Genomic DNA, 19470 nt, shown 5'->3' with positions numbered 1-19470 from the left:
GGCCGAGCGATGCGCTCGACCGGCCCAGCGGGTTCTGCTACTTGGTACCGAAGACCTGGATCTCCGACATGTCCGTGAACTTGCAGCCGCCGAAGGCGCCGGCGGGGCAGTTGTTCTGGAAGTCGGGGACCTGCGGGCTGAGCATCACGAACCGGACGAACTTGATGCCGGTCGCGTTGCCGCTCGGGGTGAGCTCGGTGTACTTGCCACGGTTGGCCGCGGTGAAGGTACCGGTCTGGGCAGTGGCCCAGGTGGTGCCGTCGACCGAGGTCTCGATCCGGTAGTCGCCGGTCGAGGCGCTGCCCGGGTCACCACAGGTGTTGGACGGGTCGACCGAGAACTTGGTGACGTTCACCGCCGCCGGCAGCGCGATGTCGATGTGCTTGGGGATCATCACGTTGGTCGGCGTACCAGCGTTGTCACCGGTGGTGCTGCCCCAGCCGGTGCCCTGGCTGCTGTCGATCGCGAAGCCCGGCCCACACTGTGGGCTGAAGTCCGGACCGTTGAAGGCCTTCACCGCACCGCCGCCGGAGGCCGAGGCCCAGTTGCGCCGCGGGCTGAAGTTCGCCGTGGTGCCGCTGCCGGACACGGTGACCGACTGGTTCAGGATCTCGTAGCCCTTACCCGCGACCACGAACTTCGGGTAGGTGCCCGGGAAGACCCCGGAGATCGTGTACTTGCCCTGGGCGTTGGTGACGGCGCTGTAGTCGCCGCCGAAGCCCGAGTCGTGCCCGGCGATGAAGACCAGGGCGCCGTTGACGGGCGCGTTGGTGTCCTTGTCGATCACGGTGCCGGACAGCGTCGCGGTCGCGCCGGTCGGCGGGACGTGGAAGTCCTCGGCCGGCAGCGAGTCGCCCGCGTTGGTGGCGCCGGCGAACCAGCCCATGCCGCGGTTGGCGAAGATCTTCCACAGCGCCTTCTGGTTCGCGCCACCGAAGGCGACCATGTCGGCCTGCAGGATCGCGTTGCGCATGTCGAGCATCGACGGGTCGGCCGGGGACAGCTCCATCCCGCGGGTGATGTCCGACAGGGCCATCGTGCGGCCCAGCTTCTTGCGGATGTCCCACAGCGTCTGGGCCCAGACCTCACCGGAAGCGTGCACCTCGGGTGCGCCGCCGATGGTCGGGAAGTCGCCGTAGGTGTAGCCACCCTGCGAGCCGTCGATCCCCACGCAGTTCGCCGAGGCGGAGCCGACCGAGCAGTCCATCGCCTGGGTGCGGAACAGCGCGCCGAAGGAGACGTACTTGCCCTCGAGCACCTCGCCGTCCTTGCTGGTGTCCTTCTCCAGGCCGTGGGTGACCAGGTAGTCCATCGCGTAGAAGTCGCTCCACGCCTCACCCATCGAACCGGCCTGGATGCTGTTCAGCGTCGAGTTGCCGGAGGCGTCGACCACCAGCCGGTTGGACAGACCGTGGGTGTACTCGTGGTACAGGATGCTGGCGTCGTTCGCGCCGCTGCTCGGGACGAACGCGTCCTGGGTGTCGTCCGCGCCGGGCGTGTGCCACAGGTACATCTGCATGGTCGGCGACAGGCCGTCCGGCGGGGTGTTCATGTTCGCGTTGTCGAGGTGGTTCGCGTCCGGGCCGCCGTTGGCGTCCGTGGCCGCGCCGTCGAGCGCGTTCAGGCTGACCGGGTCGCCGCCCTTGGCCTCGAAGTTGCCGGCCGCCGGGGTGAAGCCGATCGGCTTGGTCTCCAGCCAGTCGTGGAAGTTGCTGGCCAGGTAGAACGCGTTGGTGACGTCCTGGTTCTTGTTCACCTTCCAGGAGTCCGGCTTGGCCGGATCCCAGGTGCAGATGAAGGCGGCCGAGCACAGCTTGCTGGAGTTGTTCTTGTTGAACGACTTCAGCACGTACTCCGCGCCGTGCTTGGTGCCGGGCACCTTGACGCTCTCACCGGGGTTGGCGACGTTGTCGTCGTTGACGTCGGCGAAGGCGTGCACGGAGGTGCCGTCGAGGGTGGTGGCGCCCTTCAGCAGGAAGCCGCGCTGGAAGAGGTTGACCACGTGCTGCTGACCACCGCGGGGAGCGCCGGGGTAGTTCTCCTGGACCAGGGCGTCGCCGTTGGCCTCGTCGGTCAGGTCGCGGCGATACAGCACGGCACCGGACTGGGCGTCGATGACGTGCGTGTAGTTGAGGGAGTCGCCGGCCTGGGTGTACGTCGCCCAGCCCTTGCGCAGACCGTCCGCGGTGTAGAACCACACCAGCTTGGCCTGGTCGCCGTTGGTCCAGTTCTTCACGTTGCCCTTGGCGGTGCCCTTGACGGCGGCGGCCTTGCCGTCGACGTCGGAGGCAGCCTTGCCCCGGGCGGAGTCGGCGGAGACCGCCGGACCGGCCGCGCGGCTCGCGGCCATCCCGTTCAGGCCTGCCACCGGCGAGCCCTGGATCGAGATCAGCTGGCCGCGCTTGGTGACGTTGGCCTGCAGGCCGTTGCCGAACAGCGGGACGCCGTTGACGACCTGCTCCCACGAGACGTGGTGGGTGCCGACGATGTCCTTGTAGTCCTTGCGGAGCCGGAGCGTCTGCAGGTCCTTCTCGGACAGGTGGAAGATCTCCGGGTGCGCCCGGATGTAGTCCAGCGCGACCTTGGCGGCGGGCTTGTTGCTCGGGCCGGTGAGGAAGCCGTTCAGCTTCGCCACCTGCTTCGGCGTACCGGTCACCTGGTCGACGGAGACGACGCCCTGGCTGCCGAGGGAGTTGCGGAACTTCTGCTGTGCCGCACCCTGCTTGCTCATGGTGCGGGCGGCGTTGGCGTAGTCGACCCGGTCGCTGGGCGTCCGGGCGTCGAAGTTGCCCTTGCGCTCCTTGGCGGCCTTCTTGTCCGACTGACTGGTCTGCTTGGAAGAGTCAGGACCTGGCTTGGCGGATGGTGCCGCCAGCGCACCGCTGGCAGTCATCGCCAGCACAGTGGTGGCTGAGACAGCGGTGACTGCCAGAAGCCCCCGCCCCCTGCGTGATGTGGTCACAGCTAAACGCTCCATGAAGTTGTGTTTGCGGATCGCCCTCCACGACCCGTCCGGCCTGACCATAAGCCTGGTTCTGCGTGCACGGAAGGGTTATTCCCGGAATACCACGCAGACGAGGGTTGTCCTTCGTGCATGCGCTTGTACGGGGAGCAACCAATGATGTCGCATAGAGCATTCACTCAGCTGCGAAGAGTATCGAATTCCGGGCATGCCAGTAGCCGACGGCAACTATGCCGTCGGCTACTGGACCTGGTGGAGCCGGTGGGTCAGAAAGCGCCGGCGCCGTTCGGGGTACCGAGGCCGGTCGGGCCGTCCCAGCCGGTCCGGGCGTTGCACCACTGGGTCGTGGGGCAACTGCCGTTGGAGCCGGTGGTCACGTCGAACAGCGAACCGCTGTGCGCGTACGGCAGGGCGTTCGCGTAGCCGGCGGTGTTGCCCGACAGCGCGTAGACCGAGGCGATGATCGGCGCGGCCTCACTGGTCCCGCCGAACTGGGCCCAGGTCGAGGCCGTCTTGCTCGTCGGGTAGTAGATCGCCATGCCGCCCTTGCCCGGGTCGGCAGCGGCGGAGACGTCGGCCATCGCCCGCTTGGAGCAGCCGGTGCCGAAGCTCGATGCCGCGCTCAGAGCGGTGTTGACCGTGGAGCAACCCGAACCGGCGCCGCTCCAGACCGACTCCGACCAGCCACGAGTGTTGCTGGCGGCAACCAGTGACGTTCCGCCGACAGCGGTGACGTACGACGACGAGGCCGGGTAGCTGGCGCCCTGGTAGCCGTTGTCGCCGGTGGATGCGGTGACAGCGATCCCCGGGTGGTTGTAGTACGTGCCGTACGTCGAGTCGGCCGAGTCGCCGCCGCCGTAGCTGTTCGAGATGGCGACGACGCCGGGCTGCTTGGCGGCGGTGACGACCGCGGTACCGAGGTCGGCGAAGCTGGCCGAGTTGGCCTGCACCACCACGATCTTGGCGTCCGGTGCCGCCGCGGAGACCGCGTCGACGTCGAGGGCCTGCTCGCCGGCCCAGCCGGTGTTGAAGCGGGGCAGCGAGGTACCGCCGGTCTGGTTGATGATCCGCAGGCAGCCGTTCGCGACGGTGCAGGCGGACAGGCCGAACTGGCTCCGGTAGACACCGAGGTCCCGCTCCAGGTTCGGGTAGCCGTAGGCGTCGACGATGGCGACCGTGCGGCCGTTCGCGCTCAGGCCGTTGAGCTTGTAGGCGTCGCGCAGGCCGGCCGGGGTGAGACCGGTGGCCGGTGGCGTGGCCGTAGCCGGCGAGACCCCCTTGGCGTCGACCAGTTTGAAGGCGTGGCAGCTGGCGGTGTGGGGCGAGGTGGCGGTCGCACAGACCTTGGCGGCGTGCTTCCCGGCGGTGTACGGGGTGGGAGCCGCGATGGCGGCTCCGGTACTGGTCAGACCTGCGACGGCTAGTGCGCCGACACCCAGGGCGGACACGAGAATCCGTTGCTTCAACAGAACTCCTCGAGCTGGGCTGGCCCGCTCCGGCACAACACGGTCGGGGCGGAACCGGCGTTGATTGGTGTTCGGAATCGTCCGCCCGCGCGCCGCCGCCGTACCAGCGGTTCCGCCCCTGACAAATGTCATGGGTTTCAATCCGGCATCGCCGGTTTTTCCTTTCATTCCGGCCAGATTGTGCCCTCGGAGAAGATTGAAGGATTCCCCCTGCCTTTCCGCGGCGCACCCTTTGCGGCAGTGCGGCCGGCCCTCAGAGCAGACCGAGGGACGTGGTCTCGGCGTCGGTGAACAGGCGGGAGCGGATCAGGAAGCGGACGCCTTCGGGCGCTTCGACCGAGAAGCCGCTGCCGCGGCCTGTGACGACGTCGACGGTGAGGTGGGTGTGCTTCCAGTACTCGAACTGGTTCCTCGACATCCAGAACCCGATCGGCTCCGCCAGCCCGTCGACGGCGAGTTCGGCCAGCAGGATGTCCGCGTCGCCGGTCCTGAACTCGCCGTCGGGGTAACACATCGGCGAACTGCCGTCGCAGCAGCCGCCGGACTGGTGGAACATCAGCGGGCCGTGCAGCTCGGTGAGGCGGCGGAGCAGCTCCGCCGCCTCCTCGGTCAGCGTTACCCGCTCGGCCATCAGAAGAAGCCGAGCTTGTTCGGGCTGTAGCTGACCAGCAGGTTCTTGGTCTGCTGGTAGTGGTCGAGCATCATCTTGTGGTTCTCGCGGCCGATCCCGGAGTTCTTGTAACCACCGAAGGCAGCGTGCGCGGGGTACGCGTGGTAGCAGTTCGTCCAGACCCGGCCGGCCTGGATCTCGCGGCCCGCGCGGTAGGCGGTGTTCATGTCCCGCGACCAGACGCCCGCGCCGAGCCCGTACAGGGTGTCGTTGGCGATCTTCATCGCGTCGGCGTAGTCGTCGAACCTGGTCACCGAGACCACCGGGCCGAAGATCTCCTCCTGGAAGATCCGCATCTTGTTGTCGCCCTCGAAGATGGTCGGGCGGATGTAGTAGCCGCCGCTCAGGTCGCCGCCGAGGTCGGCCTTCTCGCCACCGGTGAGCACCTTCGCGCCCTCGGCCCTGCCGATGTCGATGTAGGACAGGATCTTCTCGAACTGGTCGTTGCTGGCCTGCGCGCCCATCATCGTCTCGGTGTCCAGCGGGTTGCCCTGTTTGATCGCCTCGGTCCGTGCGGTCGCGTCGGCCAGGAACGAGTCGTAGATGCCGGACTGGATCAGTGCCCGCGACGGGCACGTGCACACCTCGCCCTGGTTCAGCGCGAACATCGTGAAGCCCTCGAGCGCCTTGTCGTAGAAGTCGTCGCGGGCGGACGCGACGTCGTCGAAGAAGACGTTCGGGCTCTTGCCGCCGAGTTCCAGCGTCACCGGGATCAGGTTCTCCGACGCGTACTGCATGATGAGCCGGCCGGTCGTGGTCTCACCAGTGAACGCGACCTTGGCAACTCTGTTGCTGGCGGCAAGCGGTTTGCCGGCCTCGACGCCGAACCCGTTGACGATGTTCAGTACGCCGGGCGGCAGCAGGTCGCCGATCAGCTCCATCAGCACGTGGATCGACGCGGGGGTCTGCTCGGCGGGCTTCAGGACGACGGCGTTGCCGGCCGCGAGGGCCGGAGCAAGCTTCCAGGTCGCCATCAGGATCGGGAAGTTCCACGGGATGATCTGCGCGACCACCCCGAGCGGCTCGTGGAAGTGGTACGCCACGGTGTCGTCGTCGAGCTGCGAGATCGCGCCCTCCTGGCCGCGCAGCGCGCCGGCGAAGTACCGGAAGTGGTCGACCGCCAGCGGCATGTCGGCGGCCAGTGTCTCGCGGACCGCCTTGCCGTTGTCCCAGGTCTCCGCGACCGCGAGCAGTTCGAGGTTGTCCTCGATCCGGTCCGCGATCTTGTTCAGGATGTTCGCCCGGTCGCTCGCCGAGGTCCGGCCCCAGCCGGGGGCCGCGCCGTGCGCCGCGTCGAGGGCGCGCTCGACGTCGTCGGCCGTGCCGCGGGCGATCTCGGTGAAGTTCTCACCGGTCACCGGGGTCGGATTCTCGAAGTACTGGCCCTTGACCGGCGGCACCCACTCGCCGCCGATGTAGTGGTCGTACCGGGATTTGAACTCGGCCGGGCTGCCGGTCTGGCCGGGGGCTGCATAGATCGTCATCGGTCCTCCTGCGGAGATGTGGCGTGCCCGCACCGTAGATCTCGCGACGTTGCATCGACGTTGCACAACTTCGCCCCCTTGAACGGCGGGTACTTCGGGGCGACGCTGGAGCGTGGACCCACGCGAAGAGGCCCGGCGGCTCAGCGAGCTGTACGACGGGGTGCTCGGCGCGGGCCGGGTGTCCGGCGCACCGCGCCCCGTGGTCGCGGAGTCCTGGGAGCGTTCACTCGCGGCAGCCGTCGATCCTGAGCTGGACGGGCCGCCGATGGTCATCTCGACCGAATTGCTGGAATCGCTGCGCGAGAAGCATCCGCTGCGTGCGGTCCTGCCCCTGCTGCGCCAGACGCTGACCACGATCGCGGACGAGGCTTCGCACATCATGATCGTCACCGACGCGCACGGACTGATCCTGTGGCGTGAGGGTGCAGCCGACGTACGCCGGCAGGCCGACCGGATCGCGCTGTCCGAGGGCGCGAGCTGGTCCGAGGACTCGATCGGGACCAACGGGATGGGGACGGCACTCGCCGCCGATCAGCCGGTGCAGATCCACTCGGCCGAGCACCTGGTCCGCAGGATCCACGCCTGGACCTGTGCGGCCGCGCCGGTGCACGACCCGGATACCGGCAAGCTGATCGGCGCCGTCGACGTCTCCGGACCACTGCGCACTGTCCATCCCGCGATGATGGCGCTCGTGACGGCTGCCGCCCAGCTGGCCGAGGGGCAGTTGCGGGTCCGGATGGCCGCGGCCGACGAACAGCTTCGCGCGCGGAACATGCGGCACCTGATCGCCCTCGGCGATACGCCCGGCGCGTTGCTGACGCCCAGCGGCCGGGTGCTCGCCGTACAGCCCCTCGAATGGCTGCCCGGCCGGCTGGAGATCGCGGCCGGCGCGGACCGGGTCGAGCTCGGCGACGGACGTGAGGCCGTGGTCGAGCAACTCGACGAGGGCTATCTATTACGGATCCCAGGCGTCGTACGCCGGACGCGCGCGTCGCTGCGGCTGAGGCTGCTCGGTGCTGACCGGCCGAGCGCGTTGATCGGCGGCCGGGAGATCGCGCTGACGCTTCGGCGTGCCGAGGTGCTCGCGTTGCTACTGCTCCATCCGGCGGGACTCACCGCCGAGCAGTTGATGCTGCAGTTGTACGGCGACGACGGCAACCCGACGACGGTCCGGGCCGAGATGCACCGACTCCGGAACGTGCTGGGCGAAGGCATCCTCGACACCAAGCCCTACCGGTTCCTTGCCGACGTGACCGCCGACGTCACCGATGTCCAGGCCGCCCTCCGCGCCGGCGATCTGGCCACGGCGATCAGCCTGTACTCCGGTCCGCTGCTCGCGCGCTCCGATGCGCCCGCACTCCGCGCGGAACGCGACGAGCTCGACGCGACCTTGCGCGGCGCAGTACTGGAATCGAAGGATGCCGAGCTGCTGTGGCGGTTCGCTCAGACATCGGTGGGTGCCGAGGATCTCGAAGTCTTCGAAACGCTGGCCGAGGTGCTGCCGGTGGCCGATGCCCGCCGGGCCGCGGTCGGTGCCCGGTTGCAGCGGTTGGCCGTCGAGCGTTGAAGCTGGTGACCGGATGGTGGACGGTGTCTCTTAAGTCGACTGAATTAGTCTAGTTTCGACGCTGTGGATGTTGTGGTCCGGAGGTCGTCGTCACGCCCGGCTGGGTGGGGCGGCGACCGAGCCGCGCTCGATCAGGGTCGGCTCGACGGTGGTGCGGCGGACCCGGCGGTTGGTGTCGACGGCGGAGGTGACGCGGGCGACGACGTCCGCGACCAGCTCGTCGAGCGGCCAGTGGAAGGTGGACAGCGGCGGGGTCAGCAGCTGGGACATCGGCTGGTCGTCGTACCCCAGCAGGGACAGGTCGTCGGGCAGCCGGATGCCGAGCTCGGTGCAGGCCGCGTACACCCCGAAGGCCATCGAGTCGGCCAGCGCCAGGATGCCGGTCGGCCGGGGACTAGTGGTCAGGATCGTGCGGGCGACCTCGGTCGCGCCGGCCAGATCGTGCGGACACGGGACGATGCGGATCTTGAGCTTCAGTCCGAACGCGATCCGCTGAGCGATCTCCTCCGCCGGCCGCTCCACCTCGAAGCGGCGGGACGGACTCAGAACGGCGACGCTGCGGTGACCGGCCTCGGCCAGCCGGCGGAGCGCCGTACTGACGCCGGTCTCGTTGTCGAACAGGACCTCGGACTTCGCCTTTGCGGCCGGCAGCGCGTCGCCGATCGCGATCACGGCCGCCTGCTGGGCGATCCTGGCCCAGGCCTTGGCGCCCGGGTCGATCGGGATCACCACGATCGCGTCGGCGCGATGGTCGACCAGGTGCTGGGCGAGTTCCAGCTGGCGGTCCGCGTCGCCGGCCGAGTCGATGATCCAGGCGTTGCGGTCCGGGGCGAGCAGTTCCCGGCCGAGAGCGGCGGCGAGGCGTTGCTGCCAGAGGTCTTCGAGCGAGGCGCAGAGCACGCCGATCGAGCCGCTCCGGCCGGACGCGAGGGCGCGAGCGACCGGATCGGCCTGGTAGCCGAGTCGCTCGGCGGCTTCGTGCACGCGCGCCTGCGTTTCCGGCGTGCCTTGCAGACCTCGCAACGCATACGACACGGCCGCCATCGAGAGGCCGGTCTCCGCCGCGATGTCCTTGAGGGTCGGTCGGCGGCTGGTTCCGGACATGGCATCGACCCTAGGGCACGGCTGGGACAAAAGCTGGCCGGTGGCTGTCGCGGGCCGGCGGCGAGGTTGACAAGGCAGGCTTTGAAGCGCTTCACTGTACGCAGCTTGAAGCGCTTCAAAGCGGAGCGGACTACCAAGTCTGACCGGGTCAAATTCGAGTGGAAGGGGTGCCGGTGACCGCCGTGATCGATGTTCACCAGCACCTGTGGCCGGCTGAGTTCGTCGAGCGGCTGCGCGACCGCACCGAGCCGCCGTACCTGGACGGCTGGACCTTGCACACAGTCGGCGAACCGGCGTACGAGGTGGATCCCGCAGCGCATGAAGTCGGCAAGCGAGCTGCGGTGGAGCAGGATGCCGGGACGACGCTGGCCGCAGTGTCGCTGTCCAGCCCGCTCGGGATCGAGCAGCTCGGCGATGCTGCCTTGCTCGACAGTTGGCACGAAGGCGCGGCATCGTTGCCTGAGCCCTTCAAGGCCTGGGCCGCTGTCAACCTCCTCGAGCCCGACCTCGACGGCCTGAAATCCTTACTGGGTAAGGGTTTCATCGGTCTGCAGTTGCCCGCCCATGTGCTCGGTACGCCGGCCGCCTGGGCCGGGGCCGGCGAGCTGCTGGCCGTTGCCGAGCGGCTGAACAAGCCGGTCCTCATTCACCCTGGTCCTGCCGCTCCACCAGCTGGAGCTGTGCCGGGGTGGTGGGCGCCGGTGGTGGATTACACGCTGCAGCTGCAGGCGGCTTGGTGGGCCTGGCATGCGTTCGCTGGCCGGACGGCTTTCCCGCGCCTTCGGCTGTGTTTCGCCGCCGCAGCAGGACTGGCGCCCGTTCACCACGAGCGCCTTGCTGCCCGTGGTGGTCGCCTGGGGACCATCGACCCGAACCTCTTCGTCGACACCTCGAGCTACGGACCGCAGGGGATCGACGCGGTGGCCCGGGTGCTCGGCATCGACCAGGTCGTCCACGGCACCGACCGCCCGTACGCCGGAACGGTCGAACTCCGCCAGGGCGCGGCCGCGACCGCGGTGATCCGCTACAACAACCCGCACCGCCTGCTGTTCGGTGTCGACCCGGCGGCGGAGAGATGAACCAGTACAGACTTTCCGGCCGCTGTCGCGCCGGAGACACCGCGCCCCGTCGTACGGGGATCCACCATCAACCATGCCGAGTGATCGGCGTCTTCTCCGAGAGGGGAGTGCAGTGACTGTTCAGCAAGTTTCCGACGCACCCGTCGTACCCGCGCGTCAGGCCAGCCGGCTCGTGGAGCTCAACGGCTGTCTGTCATTGGACAACCTTCCGGGCCGTGACCTCGATCCCAGCGAACTGGCCGAACTGGCCGGCGGGATCGCGGCCCAGCCGCACCTGTGGGAGGACAAGGTCGCCTACAGCGACGAGGAGCGCGTCTTCGCCTCGCTGCACCGCGACGCCAACGTGGACGTCTGGCTGATCTGCTGGACTCCGGTCAACGACACCGGCTGGCACGACCACGACGTCTCCTCGGGTGCGGTCGCCGTCGCGCGCGGCAAACTCGTCGAGCACAACCTGGCGATCGGCGTCGAGTCCGTCGAGACCGAGATCGAAGCCGGCGACGTGTACGGCTTCGGCCCCGACCACATCCACCGCGTCGTCGGCCTCGACAAGGGCAGCGTCACCGTCCACGCCTACAGCCCGCCGCTGTGGCGTATGGGCCAGTACTCCGTCAAGGACAACGTCCTCCGCCGGGTCTCGGTCTCGTACGCCGACGAACTCCGCCCCCTCGACTGACGAATCCACGAGCCGCCCGTCTCCCGCGCCGGAGCCGGGCGGTTTCGCACACCCGGCCGGTCAGCCCGCGAACTGCGCCGCGAGTTCCTCGAAGTCGCCCACGACGAGGTCGGGCGCGGTGAACGTCCTCGGGTACGACGTCCGCCGCCGGTCGACGTACCACCCCTGCAGCCCGGCCCGCTTGGCGCCGTCGATGTCCCACGGGTGAACGGCCGCGAGTGCCATCCGATCCAGCGGCACTCCGCACGCCTCGGCCGCGTATTCGTAGGCCGCTCGGTGCGGCTTCCAGCGACCCGGCTTCGTCACGTCCAGCCGCTGCTCGAGCAGCGGCAGTAGTCCCGCGTCGGTGAACATCTGCTCCGACATCCGCGCGGCGCCGTTCGTCAGGGTGACCAGGCGAAGCCCCGTCGCGTGCAGACGCTGCAGTCCCGGTACGACGTCGGGGTGAAGTTTCAGCTGAGTCATCCCCGACAGCACGCCCCGGACCGCATCGTCGCCGGCATCGACTCCCGCGGCGGCGAGCTGCCCGGTGAGAATGTCGGCGGCGATCGCGCCGAAGTCCGCAGGCGCTTCGACAGCGGTCAGCGCGAACCCGTCCCGCAAAACGGCGGCGAACCAGGTGTCGAGGCTGTCACCGGGCAGGCCGGCGGCTTCGAACCGCTGCCGCATCGGCGTCAGATCGGACAGCGTCTCGTTGACATCCAGGACCAGGACCTCAGGGCGGCTTGCGGCCATCACGACCCCTTCCATAAACTTGGACCAGTCGTTCCAAGATAAGGGGTGTGCGGTGCCGGATGTCAAACACTTCGAACCGGACGGGGTGCTCGGTATCGCCGAGCTGCTGTTCTGGCGGCAAGGCGTCGCGGCGACCGGGATCCAGGACGTGGTGGCGGCGACCGGCCTGAGCAGATCGAGCCTCTACAACGCCTTCGGCGGCAAGGAGGGGCTGTACGTCGGCGCCCTGCACCGGTACGTCGAGCAGCGCTCGAAGCCGATGTTCGCCCGGCTGGCCGAGGATCGTCGCGGCCTCCCCGCCATCGAGGACTTCTTCCACCGGCTCGTCTCGGTGCGCTGTAGAGGCAAGTTCGCCGGGTGGGGCTGTCTGGTGTCGAATGCCCACCTCGAAAACCCTTCCGGGGAAGCAAAAGCAGTCCTGGACAGCCACCAAGCCGGCCTGAAAGCGGCAGTGCAAGCCGCTCTCGAAACCGCCGCCGAGCTGAAGCAGCTCCGTCCCGGCCTCGACCTGAGCGCAACGGCGGAGCACCTCACGCTCCTCGCCTACGCCATCAATCTCCGCTCCCGCGCCGGCGCATCCCCCCGTCACCTCGGCACCGCGGTCACCGCCGCCCTGAGTCCACTGGCACGTGATCGGCCGTCACCCCGGAAAGCCTGATACCGCAGGGGATCGGGTGAGCTGATCTGCCCCTGGTTGCCCTGGGTTGCCCCGGGATCTGGCCTGCCGGACGGAGCCGACGGCCTCGAGACTCGGTTGGTATGACGACTTCTGTTGATCTTGAGACGCACTACACGAGCCGGCACGACGAAGGGAGTCGGCTGAGTTCGACGCTGAAGGGACAGTTGGAGCTCGCCCGGGTGCGGGACCTGTTGGAGCGGTACCTGCCGGAGCCGCCGGCCGTCGTCGGGGACATCGGAGGCGGCCCTGGCGTGCACGCGAGCTGGTTGCAGAAGCGGGGCTACGACGTCGAGTTGCTGGATCCGGTGCAGCGGCATGTCGACCAAGCCGTGGCGGCCGGGATCGACGCGGTACAAGGGGATGCGCGGCGGCTGCCGTGGGAGAACGAGTACTTCGACGCCGTGTTGCTGGCCGGGCCGATGTACCACCTGCCCGAGGCCGCGGATCGCCGGCTGGCGTTGCGGGAGGCGGTCCGGGTGATCCGGCCGGGTGGGTTCATCGCGGTGATCGCGATCAACCGGGCGGCGAACCTGATCGGCGCCACGCTGGCGAACAAGCTGCAGCAGCGGGAGAAGATCGTCCGCGAGATCCTGGAGACCGGGTTCAGTCCGGACAACGAGCGGATGGCCGAGACGACGTACCACACGGTCACGCAGTTGCGGACGGAGTTGACCAACGCCGGGTTGCGGGCGGTCACGGTGCACGGGCTCACCGGGCCTGGCGGCTGGCTGACGGTCGCCATCGACGCGCACTTCATGGACCAGCCGTTGCCGGCCTCGTTGAGCGATCCCGACCCGTTGCAGACCGCGCTGGCCTGCACGCGGATGGCCGATCAGTACCCCGAGCTGATCGCCTCCAGTTCGCTCCTGTTCGCCGTTGGTCAGCGTGCTTAGGGAGCGGCTCCGGCGGCGCGCGGTCCGGTATGTCGAGAATGGCTGGACCGTAGCGCCGCTGGTGGTCCCGAGAGCCGGGGTATGTCTCTGCGTGCGTGGTGACTGCGTCGATCCGCACCTGGCCGGACCAGTCGTCCGTAGTGTCCGGCACGCCGACGCGATCTGGAGCGAACATCCATGGGACATCGCGCTGATCACCGATGCGTACGACGTGGTCGACGTGCCCGCGCAGTACGGCGCGTTGCTCAACCAGTTGCTCAAGGCAACGTGTCCGACGGCGATGGCGCCGGCCGGGCGGCGCTGGTGGTTCTTCGTCGTGGCCGGTTCGGTTCCGGCCGCCAAGGTCGCAGCGGCAGGCGGCGTACTGCGCTCCGGTCCGGCTGAGTGGCTTCCGGCACCTGGCACGTCCACCGAAACCACCGGCCGCATCCGCTGGCTGGTCCATCCGCATGTCACCAGGTGGCGGCCATACCAGCGCCGCGATCCCATCGATCTGGTCCTCCCGGCGTGACGATTCTCTGACTATAGTCAGAGAATGGGGATCGCCGACGTCCGGAGATTCAACCGGACCGTGACGCAGCGGATCGGTGCGCTGAACGACGCGTACATGTCGCGCGACCGGCCGCTCGGGCAGGCGCGGGTGCTGTGGGAGATCGGGCCGCACGGCTGTGACGTGCGGGCGTTGCGGGCGCGGCTCGATCTCGACTCCGGCTACCTGAGTCGTCTGCTGCGCGTGCTCGAGAACGACGGGCTGGTCGAGGTGAAGCAGAGCGGTGACGACGGCCGGGTCCGCATCGCCCGGCTGACCGAACACGGCCGGACCGAGCGCGCTGTGCTCGATCAGCGGTCCGACGACCTCGCGAAGTCGATCCTCGATCCGCTCACCGAGCGCCAGCAGGAGCGACTGATCGCCGCGATGGGCGAGGTCGAACGGTTGCTGATCGCCTCGACCGTCCAGATCGGCATCGTCGACCCGCGACGTCCGGAGGCGAAGTTCTGCGTGCAGTCGTACTTCGAGGAGTTGGGCACCCGCTTCGACGGCGGCTTCGACCAGGCCCGGACCATCTCGGCCGACGTCGACGAGTTGACCTTGCCCGCCGGGCTGCTCCTGGTCGCGACGCTGCATGCCGAGCCGGTCGGGTGTGGCGGGTTGAAGTTCCACTCGGGTGAGCCGGCCGAGGTGAAGCGGATGTGGGTCTCCCCGGACGTGCGCGGTCTCGGCCTCGGCCGGCGGTTGCTGACAGAGCTCGAAAAGCAGGCGGCGGCCCGAGACACCGCAGTACTGCGGCTCGAGACCAACCGCAGTCTGACCGAGGCGATCGCTCTTTATCGCGCGGCCGGCTATGGAGAGGTCGAAGCCTTCAACAACGAGCCGTATGCCCATCACTGGTTCGAGAAGCGGCTGGCTGAGTAGTCCCCTGAAACTGCTCAGCCGGCCGCAACAACTCGAGGGCTACGGGTGTCGCAGCACGCCGAGCAGCCCGTGCGTCTCGTCGTCGATACCGGCGGAGAACCAGACGGCGTCGGTGCCGCCGGTGGTCGCCGTACCGGGTAGCAGGGCCCAGAGGCCGGGGATGACCAGCGTGTGCCCGTGGGTGTCCTTGACCTGACCCTCGATCTTGTTGGCGAAGCGGCCGTGCGACTTGGCCTTGACGACGTTGATGCGGCCGTCGCCGAAGTTGCCGATCAAGAGGGATCCGGCAAGCTCGCCCCACGAAGCGGGCGCGATCGCCAGACCCCACGGTACGTTCAGCGAACCACGGGAGGCGATCCGGTCGACGAAGTGGCCGTTCACGGTGTACTCGTCGACGAAGCCCAAGCCGCGACCGGCGGCTTCCTCACCGGTCTTCGGGTCGACCTTGGCGTAGGCGACGAAGATCCGGCCGTTCAGCGTCTGCACGTTGAAGGGCGAGTAGCCCTTCGGCAGGAAGAAGTCCTTGAACGCCCACCACGGCTGCTTGACCGGGTGGAAGGCGCTGTCGAAGACATCGATCCGGCGCTGCGCGAAGTTCGCGGCGTACAGCTGATCGCCCTTCGCAGCGGTGGCGATGGCGAGACCCGTGTAGACGGCTCCCGGCGTGGTCGCCTTGATCTCGGCGGCACCGATCAGCGGGCTGACCGGCGGTCCCCAAGCGGCGATCTGGCCGGTCAGCGTGGCGAAGATGAACCGGGCCGGCGCGCTGACCGTGCCGTTGGTGAGCTGGAAGCCGGTGCCCGAGTTGTTCACCTGGCCGGTCGGGTGCGGTACGCCGACGCGGACGGTCGGCACCTTGGTCGCGGTGGTGGCGCCCGCGGCGGAGGAGTACAGCGTGGAGGACGAGGTGCCTTCGTTCGACGCCCAGATCGGCGTGGTCGCGCCGAACGAGAGACCCCACGGGTTGACCAGGTCGGGATCCTGTAGCGCTGCCATCCCGGGCAGGTCCGACACGAGGTTGACCTGCTGGACGGCGAGGTCGTGGTGGTGACCGTAGGACTCGTGCGCGCTGGCGGTGCTCGGCGCGACCAGGGCCAGCCCGCCGATCAAGGCGGTGGCGACGGCGAGTGGTCGGCCTTTGGTACGTAGCGACATGACACTTTCCTGTCGGTTGGGAAGTGGAACACCGCCTACACGGACGAAACGTGGCTCCGGTTCACGCCTTCGGCAACCGAAGGCCAGTCGGCCGGAACTGGGTATGGATCGTGTCCACGCCGGCGCTTAGCGTCAGGGAATGCGAATCAGGGTGGTGGATGCGTTTACCGATCAGGCGTTCGCGGGGAATCCGGCCGGCGTGTGTCTGCTGGCGGCCGGCGACTGGCCGGACGAGGCCTGGATGCGGGCGGTGACCGCGGAAATGCGGCACTCCGAGACCGCGTTCGCCCGGCCGTCCGAGCAGCCGGATGTCGACTGGGATCTGCGCTGGTTCACGCCTGTGGTGGAGGAGAACCTCTGCGGGCATGCGACGCTCGCGACCGTCCACTCGATGGTCGCCGAGGGGCTGGTGGCTGAAGACGGCAAGGTTCGTTTCAGCAGTCGGAGTGGAGTCCTGATCGCGGAGGTCGGCGCCGACGGCTGGATCACGCTCGACTTCCCGATCGCGGAACTCACCGAGAGGCCGGCGCCCGACGGACTGGTCGCCGCGCTAGGCGCAGTACCGGAGGCTGTCTTTGGGACCGGGGCGCTACGCGATCTGCTCGTGGTGTTGCCGGACGAGCAGACGGTGCGTGGCTTGGCACCGGACTTCGATGCGCTCACCGAGTTGACCGAGCGGGAGGACCTGCGCGGCGTCGTGCCGACCGCGCCCGCGGCCGACGGAGCGGAGTACGACTTCGTCTCGCGGTTCTTTTCACCAGGTGACGGGCTGCCCGAGGATCCGGTGACCGGGAGCGCGCACACCGCGCTGGCGCCGTACTGGGCGAAGCGCCTCGGGCGGGACGACCTGGTCGGTTACCAGGCGTCCGCCCGCGGCGGCCTCGTCCGTGCCGTCCCGGCCGGCGACCGCGTCTACCTCACCGGCCGCGCGGTCACCGTCCTGGACGGGGACCTGCTGGTCTAGGCCCAGGTCTCGGCGTGGGTGACTACGCCGTTCGGGGCGCTGATCTCGGTGGCGACGTCGTCGGCGTCGGCCTCCAGCGGCTCGAACGGATATTCCGGTACGACGTACGCGCGTGCTCCGGCCACCAGATCGACGCCGGGTAGCTCGAACCACGCCTCGCCCATCTCGCGGCTGATCTCGTAGATCGCCTGCTCGGCGGTGTCCACCGGGTCCGGCTCGCCGGAGTGCTCCAGCTCGGCGGGGTGCCGCTCCTGCGCGGCCCGGCCGGCGTCGAGCAGCGCGTCCAGGTCGACGACGCGCAGGTCGAACCGCGAGACCACGCTGATCACGTGGTCCTGCTCCTGCAGTTCGTCTTCCTCGTCGGCGCCTTCGGTCTCTTCCTCCAGCAGCAGCGGTGCCGTGCCGGTGTACTCGAAGACCGCGTCGTTCCAGCCCTCGACGAGCTCCTCCAGCGCGACGTTCTGCTCGTACAGCGCGTCCTGCTCGTCCGGGCCGCCCTTCATCGCCAGCAGGGCCTGGGTGTGGGCCTGGAGGCGCTCGGCGAGCAACTGGCTTGCCTCGGCCAGAGCCTTGCGGCCCTCTTCCGAGAAGAACTGGTCCCCGGAGAACTGCGGCTCATCCACTTCAGTCACTGCGTCATTCCTTAACTATCCGAGGGCGTCTCATTGCCAGGCGTAAGTATGCGCAACTCCGGCCGGAGACCGAAGTCCAGTCCGCCCACTGTCCGCATGAGAGCGGTGTGAGAGGTCGGCGGCGTGGTGTGAGAGAGCTGCGAGAAGACCCGTGTGCCGGCCGGCGGCGGTGTGCAGTGGAGGCATGAGTACTTCTGCCGGGCTGGACCTGTCGTGAGCGCCGAGAACATCGCCGGGCTCGTGATCGCCGTGGGGTTGGTCCTCTATCTGGTCGCCGCCCTGATCTTCCCTGAGAGGTTCTGATGTCCGACACCACAGCCGGCCTGCTCCAGGTCGGCTTCCTGATCGCGCTCCTCGCGGTCGCCTACCGGCCGCTGGGCGGCTACATGGCACGGGTCTACAGCTCGGACAAGGACTCGCGCATCGAGCGCGGCACGTACCGGCTGCTCGGGGTCGACGCCAGAGCCGAACAGACCTGGGCCGTCTACGCCCGATCGGCCATCGCCTTCTCCACCGTCAGCGTCGTCCTGCTCTACCTCCTCCAGCGTCTGCAATCGCACCTGCCGCTGTCCCTCGGTCTGCCGGACATCGGGTCCGGCCTGGCCTTCAACACCGCCGCGTCCTTCGTCTCGAACACGAACTGGCAGTCGTACTCACCCGAGGCGACGATGGGCCACCTGGTCCAGTTCGCCGGCCTCGCGGTCCAGAACTTCCTCTCCGCCGCCGTCGGCATGGTCGTCGCGGTCGTCGTGATCCGCGGCTTCGCCCGGTCGAAGACGGACCGGCTCGGCAACTTCTGGGTCGACCTGATCCGGACCGTACTGCGTATCCTGCTGCCGATCGCCGTTGTCGGCGGGCTCGCCCTGGTCGCGATGGGCGTCGTGCAGAACTTCTCCGGCGGTCACGAGGTCACCTCGGTGATCGGCCAGACCCAGACCATCCCGGGCGGTCCGGTCGCCAGCCAGGAAGTGATCAAGGAACTCGGCACGAACGGCGGCGGCTACTACAACGCCAACTCCGGACACCCGTTCGAGAACCCGAACGGCCTGTCGAACCTCTTCGAGATCTTCCTGCTGCTGCTGATCCCGGTCTGCCTGACCCGCACCTTCGGCCTGATGGTCAAGGACAAGCGGCAGGGCTACGCGATCCTCGGCGTGATGGGCACCCTGTGGGCAGCCTTCACCTTCGCCGCCACCTTCTTCGAAACCCAGGGAGCCGGTACTGCGACGCAAGCGGCCGGGGCCGCGATGGAGGGCAAGGAGACCCGGTTCGGCGAATGGGCCTCGGCCCTCTTCGCCACCTCGACGACCGGTACTTCGACCGGCGCGGTGAACTCGGCCCACGACTCGTTCACCCCACTCGGCGGCGGGACGGCGCTGTTCCACATGATGCTCGGCGAAGTCTCACCCGGCGGAACCGGGACCGGCTTGTACGGCATGCTCGTGCTCGCTGTCCTCACGGTGTTCGTGGCCGGCCTGATGGTCGGCCGGACCCCGGAGTACCTGAAGAAGAAGATCACCGCGCGCGAGATGAAACTGGTCTCGCTCTACATCCTGGCCACGCCGACCGTCGTACTGGTCGGTGCCTCGCTGGCGATGGGACTGGCCTCGGCGCGGGCGTCGATCTTCAACACCGACAGCCCGCACGGGTTCTCCGAAGTGCTGTACGCGTTCACCTCGGCCGGGAACAACAACGGCAGTGCGTTCGGCGGACTCAGCGCGAACATTCCCTTCTACAACACGGCTCTGGGGCTGGTCATGCTGATCGGCCGGTTCCTGCCGATCGTCATCGTGCTGGCGCTGGCGGGTTCGTTCGCGCAGCAGACCCCGGTACCGGTGACCGAGGGCACGCTGCCCACCCACAAGGCCCTGTTCGTGACTCTGTTGATCGGCGTCGTGCTGATCGTCACCGGCCTCACCTACTTCCCCGCACTCACCCTCGGACCCCTCGCGGAGGGACTGTGACCACCGCTCTGAAAACCCCTGTCGTG

The 19470-nt window shown here is 68.4% G+C and carries 18 protein-coding genes; 10 read left to right on the top strand and 8 right to left on the bottom strand.

Annotated elements, in window-relative coordinates; genetic code table 11:
- Positions 1–37 precede the first annotated feature (37 nt).
- The 4 genes from DIZ26_RS34045 to adh all read right to left on the bottom strand — a co-directional run bounded on the left by DIZ26_RS34045 (position 38) and on the right by adh (position 6582).
- On the bottom strand, positions 38–2893 hold the full coding sequence (locus DIZ26_RS34045; protein ID WP_232828792.1) for a M36 family metallopeptidase: 2856 nt from the start codon (positions 2891–2893) through the stop codon (positions 38–40).
- A 335-nt stretch (positions 2894–3228) separates the two neighbouring features.
- Positions 3229–4428: a S53 family peptidase gene (locus DIZ26_RS34040; RefSeq protein WP_198676407.1), complete on the bottom strand. Its 1200-nt coding sequence runs from the start codon at positions 4426–4428 to the stop codon at positions 3229–3231.
- Between the two features lie 253 nt (positions 4429–4681).
- Positions 4682–5059: a DUF779 domain-containing protein gene (locus DIZ26_RS34035; RefSeq protein ID WP_112248644.1), complete on the bottom strand. Its 378-nt coding sequence runs from the start codon at positions 5057–5059 to the stop codon at positions 4682–4684.
- The gene (gene adh, locus DIZ26_RS34030; protein ID WP_112248643.1) at positions 5059–6582 is read right to left on the bottom strand and encodes an aldehyde dehydrogenase; all 1524 of its coding nucleotides are present in this window, start codon (positions 6580–6582) and stop codon (positions 5059–5061) included. The genes DIZ26_RS34035 and adh overlap by 1 nt, the downstream gene beginning before the upstream one ends.
- A gap of 112 nt (positions 6583–6694) precedes the next feature.
- On the opposite strand from adh, the gene DIZ26_RS34025 reads away from it, so the two are divergent.
- Positions 6695–8149 carry a GAF domain-containing protein gene (locus DIZ26_RS34025; protein ID WP_112248642.1) on the top strand — a complete coding sequence of 485 codons (1455 nt, stop codon included), beginning with the start codon at positions 6695–6697 and terminating at the stop codon, positions 8147–8149.
- 90 nt (positions 8150–8239) lie between these two features.
- On the opposite strand, the gene DIZ26_RS34020 is transcribed toward DIZ26_RS34025, so the two are convergent.
- The gene (locus tag DIZ26_RS34020; RefSeq protein ID WP_112248641.1) at positions 8240–9253 is read right to left on the bottom strand and encodes a LacI family DNA-binding transcriptional regulator; all 1014 of its coding nucleotides are present in this window, start codon (positions 9251–9253) and stop codon (positions 8240–8242) included.
- 173 nt (positions 9254–9426) lie between these two features.
- On the opposite strand from DIZ26_RS34020, the gene DIZ26_RS34015 reads away from it, so the two are divergent.
- Together DIZ26_RS34015 and DIZ26_RS34010 are read left to right on the top strand one after the other, a co-directional pair.
- A complete protein-coding gene (locus DIZ26_RS34015; protein WP_232828791.1) occupies positions 9427–10332 on the top strand; it encodes an amidohydrolase family protein in 906 nt (301 codons plus the stop codon).
- A gap of 112 nt (positions 10333–10444) precedes the next feature.
- Entirely contained in the window at positions 10445–11008 is a 564-nt protein-coding gene (locus tag DIZ26_RS34010) for a cysteine dioxygenase (RefSeq protein ID WP_112248640.1), read from the top strand.
- A gap of 60 nt (positions 11009–11068) precedes the next feature.
- On the opposite strand, the gene DIZ26_RS34005 is transcribed toward DIZ26_RS34010, so the two are convergent.
- Positions 11069–11743 (bottom strand): haloacid dehalogenase type II, encoded by a 675-nt coding sequence (locus DIZ26_RS34005; RefSeq protein ID WP_232828790.1) that lies wholly within the window; start codon positions 11741–11743, stop codon positions 11069–11071.
- 52 nt (positions 11744–11795) lie between these two features.
- Between DIZ26_RS34005 and DIZ26_RS34000 the strand changes: the two genes are divergently transcribed.
- The 4 genes from DIZ26_RS34000 (at position 11796) to DIZ26_RS33985 (ending at position 14729) form a co-directional block, all read left to right on the top strand.
- Positions 11796–12401: a TetR/AcrR family transcriptional regulator gene (locus DIZ26_RS34000; RefSeq protein WP_112248639.1), complete on the top strand. Its 606-nt coding sequence runs from the start codon at positions 11796–11798 to the stop codon at positions 12399–12401.
- Positions 12402–12502: 101 nt separating this feature from the next.
- Positions 12503–13315 (top strand): class I SAM-dependent methyltransferase, encoded by an 813-nt coding sequence (locus DIZ26_RS33995; RefSeq protein WP_112248638.1) that lies wholly within the window; start codon positions 12503–12505, stop codon positions 13313–13315.
- Positions 13316–13406: 91 nt separating this feature from the next.
- Entirely contained in the window at positions 13407–13826 is a 420-nt protein-coding gene (locus DIZ26_RS33990) for a hypothetical protein (RefSeq protein ID WP_232828789.1), read from the top strand.
- Positions 13827–13850: 24 nt separating this feature from the next.
- Entirely contained in the window at positions 13851–14729 is an 879-nt protein-coding gene (locus tag DIZ26_RS33985; protein WP_112248636.1) for a MarR family winged helix-turn-helix transcriptional regulator, read from the top strand.
- A gap of 39 nt (positions 14730–14768) precedes the next feature.
- On the opposite strand, the gene DIZ26_RS33980 is transcribed toward DIZ26_RS33985, so the two are convergent.
- The gene (locus tag DIZ26_RS33980) at positions 14769–15884 is read right to left on the bottom strand and encodes a TIGR03118 family protein (RefSeq protein WP_112248635.1); all 1116 of its coding nucleotides are present in this window, start codon (positions 15882–15884) and stop codon (positions 14769–14771) included.
- Positions 15885–16023: 139 nt separating this feature from the next.
- On the opposite strand from DIZ26_RS33980, the gene DIZ26_RS33975 reads away from it, so the two are divergent.
- Positions 16024–16848: a PhzF family phenazine biosynthesis protein gene (locus DIZ26_RS33975; protein WP_112248634.1), complete on the top strand. Its 825-nt coding sequence runs from the start codon at positions 16024–16026 to the stop codon at positions 16846–16848.
- On the opposite strand, the gene DIZ26_RS33970 is transcribed toward DIZ26_RS33975, so the two are convergent.
- Positions 16845–17480, bottom strand: coding sequence for a hypothetical protein (locus DIZ26_RS33970; RefSeq protein WP_112248633.1), 636 nt, complete (start codon positions 17478–17480; stop codon positions 16845–16847). The genes DIZ26_RS33975 and DIZ26_RS33970 overlap by 4 nt on opposite strands.
- Before the next feature lie 213 nt (positions 17481–17693).
- On the opposite strand from DIZ26_RS33970, the gene kdpF reads away from it, so the two are divergent.
- Both kdpF and kdpA read left to right on the top strand, forming a co-directional pair.
- Positions 17694–17783: a K(+)-transporting ATPase subunit F gene (gene kdpF / locus DIZ26_RS33965; RefSeq protein WP_112248632.1), complete on the top strand. Its 90-nt coding sequence runs from the start codon at positions 17694–17696 to the stop codon at positions 17781–17783.
- On the top strand, positions 17783–19444 hold the full coding sequence (gene kdpA / locus DIZ26_RS33960; RefSeq protein WP_112248631.1) for a potassium-transporting ATPase subunit KdpA: 1662 nt from the start codon (positions 17783–17785) through the stop codon (positions 19442–19444). The genes kdpF and kdpA overlap by 1 nt, the downstream gene beginning before the upstream one ends.
- Positions 19445–19470 lie beyond the last annotated feature (26 nt).

The organism is Kribbella monticola, from assembly GCF_003261635.1.
Classification (GTDB): domain Bacteria; phylum Actinomycetota; class Actinomycetes; order Propionibacteriales; family Kribbellaceae; genus Kribbella; species Kribbella monticola.
The sequence above is the reverse complement of the archived record's forward strand: the minus strand, read 5'-3'. Positions and strand labels throughout refer to the sequence as shown.